Genomic DNA, 3,297 nt, shown 5'->3' with positions numbered 1-3,297 from the left:
AATGACAAAACTACGTAAAATATAAGAATTGCGGCAAAATATCCTGAAAAATGACTAACCGTAAGCATATCTTTTCCTTTTACCGCTTCCGGGGAGAAACTCGGAAGCCTTTCCCTGTACTTCTGGTCCAGTTCGTCAATATCTTTCTGGTGCTTTAAAATTTTCCTGGCCGACGTATATTCTTTGTCGAGTTCCTCCTTCTGCCGGGTCACATACTGGTAATTCAGGAGCTTCCTGGCATCGGGATCGATGAAGTTCAGGTACGCATAAATGCTGACCACTGAAAGGAAACCGCCGATAAACATCGGTACAAATGCCCTCTTGAAAGCATCTTTGAAAGTAACGGTGCGGTGGGTATTCCAGTACGATTTCACGGACCAGAAGGCGGCACCGGCATACAACACCGGCAATACAAAAGCATTGGCTTTCAGCGATATATCAAAATAATTCACGCCGGAGAAAAAGGCATAGACCACAAAAAAAACGGCCATGGTTGCGACGAAGAGTATAATTCCTAATGTTGTTGGACTTTTTGTCATGGGTAATTTTTTTAGAAAAAAAATGAAAAATTATTACTTTCTGTTTCAGCGGATTAGCGCATGAACAGGACTTTTTCAGTAATTTTTCCCTAATAATATTTTTAAGTTTATAAAATATTCCTATCTTTGCAACGGCAAGTCCTAAACAACCAGCTCCTGAGAATCCTCCAGGGTGGGAACGCAGCAAAGGTAATCGGTCGTAGCGGTGTGATTTAGGTAGCTTGCCATTTTTTTTGTTTTAAACTGAAGAGAGATAATTTGAAGATTATCTTTTTTTGTTTTCCTGCCTTCCGGCATTCCAGCTTTATTTTTCATCGTATCTCTCTCCACTGTTTTTTTTAGAATTCGAAGGTCTCTCCCGCTGCCGGTAAAACAAGTTCTACATTCTGATTCCTGAAAAACTGTTTCGCCAGCTCATGATCGATCTCAATAGCCGGGAACGTATCAAAATGGCATCCGATTACTTTCGGGGTCTTTAAAAGTTCTGCTGCTGCAAACGCCGCCTTTTCCGCACCCATGGTATAGTGATCGCCTACCGGAAGGATAGACAGGTCCAGATTGCCGTACATACGAGGGAATAAAGCCATATCCGCCATCACGCCGGTATCACCTGCCAGATACAGGTTTCTGCCTTCAGGAAACTGAAAGATGTAGCCTACCGGTACACCGCCGTAGCTTCCGTCCGGAAAGGAACTGGTGTGCTGTGCCGGAACCATTGAAAGGGTAAGATCCCCGATTTTGGTCGATCCTCCTAAGTTGACATCATCCGTATTTTTTGCGCTGCTGAAATATCCGCAGACTTCCGGCACCCCGATAACGGTAGCTTCAGGATAATGCTGCAGCACTTCTTCCACATCGGCAATATGATCGCCATGGGCATGGGTAAGAAGGATGTAATCGATTTTCTGGGCGGAAATGTCAAATCCCGACTCCGCTTTTTTGTAGTTGTAAAACGGGTCGCAGAGGATGGTTTTCTCCTGGTACGTGAACAAAAAACAGTTTTGTCCTAAGAATTGTATTTTCATAATTTTATTATTTTATATCGTTATAATCCAAGCAATCGGGATACCAGCGTCACAGCATTGCACATCATGTCGCATCCTGTTTGTGAGTGCACTGCTATCCTGATTGTTTGTAAGCCGGTACAAATACCGGCCGTTATTTTTATCTGTATCCGGTCTAGTGGAAGAAATTAAGCCCGAAAGCCGTCAGTACCGCCATCATGAACGTCAGGATGCCGACCTGTTTGAGGAAAGGATCCAGTTCTTTCGGATTTTTGGTCGCCATGATCTTTCTCCTGAGGTTCATCATCGGCAGGAGCAGGATCATGACAATGAAAACGTAATAGTTTTGGCTTTCGAAGAATCCGTTGACCCCGAAGAACATCAGCATCAGAATCAGGGGAAGCTGCAGCAGGATCATTTCATAGATCATGGCATTTTTAAAGCCGATTCTCAGGGCGAAGCTGTTCTTTCCGGAAAGCCTGTCGCTCTCGATATCACGCATATTGTTCAGGTTCAGGACCGCCATGCTCATCAGTCCTACTGCCGTTCCCGGCAATAGCATGTCCCAGCTGAATGTTTTGGTGAAGAGGGAATAGCTTCCGCAGACCGAGACCAGCCCGAAGAAGATGAACACAAACAGATCACCCAGGCCCATATAGCCGTACGGTTTCTTTCCTATGGTATATCCGATGGCTGCCAGGATACTGGCAATACCGAGACCGATGAAAATATAAAATTCATTCATGAACCGGGGAATGAAAGCCAGGTACAGCAGCGCAACCGTAGCCGCAAACGACAGGACAGCCAGCAGGATGACTGCTTTTTTCATTTGTCCTGCAGTAATTCTTCCGGATGCCACCGCCCTGGATTCCGCTTCGGTAATCCTTTTGGCATCGGTACCTTTTACCCCGTCGCCGTAATCGTTGGCGTAATTCGATAACACCTGGTACAGCAGCGTAACGAGCAAAGCAAGTGCGAATATTTTCCAGTCCCAGGTCCCGCCTTCCCCGTAAAGCCTCCACCGGGCAATAAAGGAACCCATAATAATCCCGCTTAGAGAAAGCGGTAATGTTCTCAGCCTTGCGGCTTTTATCCAATCTGTCATAGTTTATGAGTAATGGGTAATAAGTAATCAGTAATGAGATATTACTCATTACCGATCACTTATTACTTATATTTTTACGATATCCACTGATCTTTTCCGAAGTCCGGCTTTCTTTTTTCCAGGAAAGCATTTCTGCCTTCTTTCGCTTCTTCGGTCATGTAAGCGAGGCGGGTAGCTTCTCCGGCAAACACCTGCTGCCCTACCATCCCGTCATCGGTGAGGTTCATGGCAAACTTCAGCATCCTGATGGAAGTCGGGGATTTGGCCAGGATTTCCTGTGCCCATTCATAGGCGGTATCTTCCAGTTCTGCATGGGGAACTACTTTGTTGACCATGCCCATTTCGTAAGCTTCCTGGGCGGAATAATTACGGCCCAGGAAGAAAATTTCACGGGCTTTTTTCTGACCGACCATTTTTGCGAGGTAAGCGGAACCGTAACCGCCATCGAAACTGGTAACATCGGCATCCGTCTGCTTGAATATGGCATGCTCTTCACTGGCCAGGGTAAGATCGCAGACCACATGGAGCGAGTGCCCTCCCCCGACGGCCCATCCGGGAACCACCGCAATAACGACTTTCGGCATAAAACGGATCAGGCGCTGCACTTCCAGGATATTCAGCCTGTGCCTGCCGTCTTCTCCTACGTATC

The 3,297-nt window shown here is 46.2% G+C and carries 4 protein-coding genes and 1 other RNA gene; 1 reads left to right on the top strand and 4 read right to left on the bottom strand.

Going from position 1 to position 3,297, the window contains the following annotated elements; genetic code table 11:
• Nucleotides 1-539 (bottom strand): DUF4199 domain-containing protein (locus QZ735_RS00750; protein ID WP_294243285.1); only part of this gene is annotated, 539 nt, incomplete at its 3' end.
• Between the two features lie 132 nt (nt 540-671).
• Here QZ735_RS00750 and ffs point away from each other — a divergent pair.
• Nucleotides 672-769, top strand: an RNA gene (gene ffs, locus QZ735_RS00745) — signal recognition particle sRNA small type.
• 108 nt (nt 770-877) lie between these two features.
• Here the strand turns inward: ffs and QZ735_RS00740 are convergent.
• The 3 genes from QZ735_RS00740 to QZ735_RS00730 form a co-directional block, all read right to left on the bottom strand.
• Nucleotides 878-1,564: a metal-dependent hydrolase gene (locus tag QZ735_RS00740; protein WP_294243284.1), complete on the bottom strand. Its 687-nt coding sequence runs from the start codon at nt 1,562-1,564 to the stop codon at nt 878-880.
• A gap of 154 nt (nt 1,565-1,718) precedes the next feature.
• Nucleotides 1,719-2,648: a 1,4-dihydroxy-2-naphthoate octaprenyltransferase gene (menA, locus tag QZ735_RS00735; protein WP_294243282.1), complete on the bottom strand. Its 930-nt coding sequence runs from the start codon at nt 2,646-2,648 to the stop codon at nt 1,719-1,721.
• Nucleotides 2,649-2,722: 74 nt separating this feature from the next.
• Nucleotides 2,723-3,297 (bottom strand): enoyl-CoA hydratase-related protein (locus tag QZ735_RS00730; protein ID WP_294243280.1); only part of this gene is annotated, 575 nt, incomplete at its 5' end.

It is taken from the genome of uncultured Chryseobacterium sp., assembly GCF_913776365.1.
Classification (GTDB): Bacteria; Bacteroidota; Bacteroidia; order Flavobacteriales; family Weeksellaceae; genus Chryseobacterium.
This window is presented reverse-complemented; position numbering and strand designations above follow the sequence as displayed.

What these genes read in the sequence shown, in the direction of transcription:
- QZ735_RS00740 (WP_294243284.1), bottom strand. Translation starts at nt 1,564, where the DNA reads ATGAAAATACAATTCTTAGGACAAAACTGTTTTTTGTTCACGTACCAG.
- menA (WP_294243282.1), bottom strand. Translation starts at nt 2,648, where the DNA reads ATGACAGATTGGATAAAAGCCGCAAGGCTGAGAACATTACCGCTTTCT.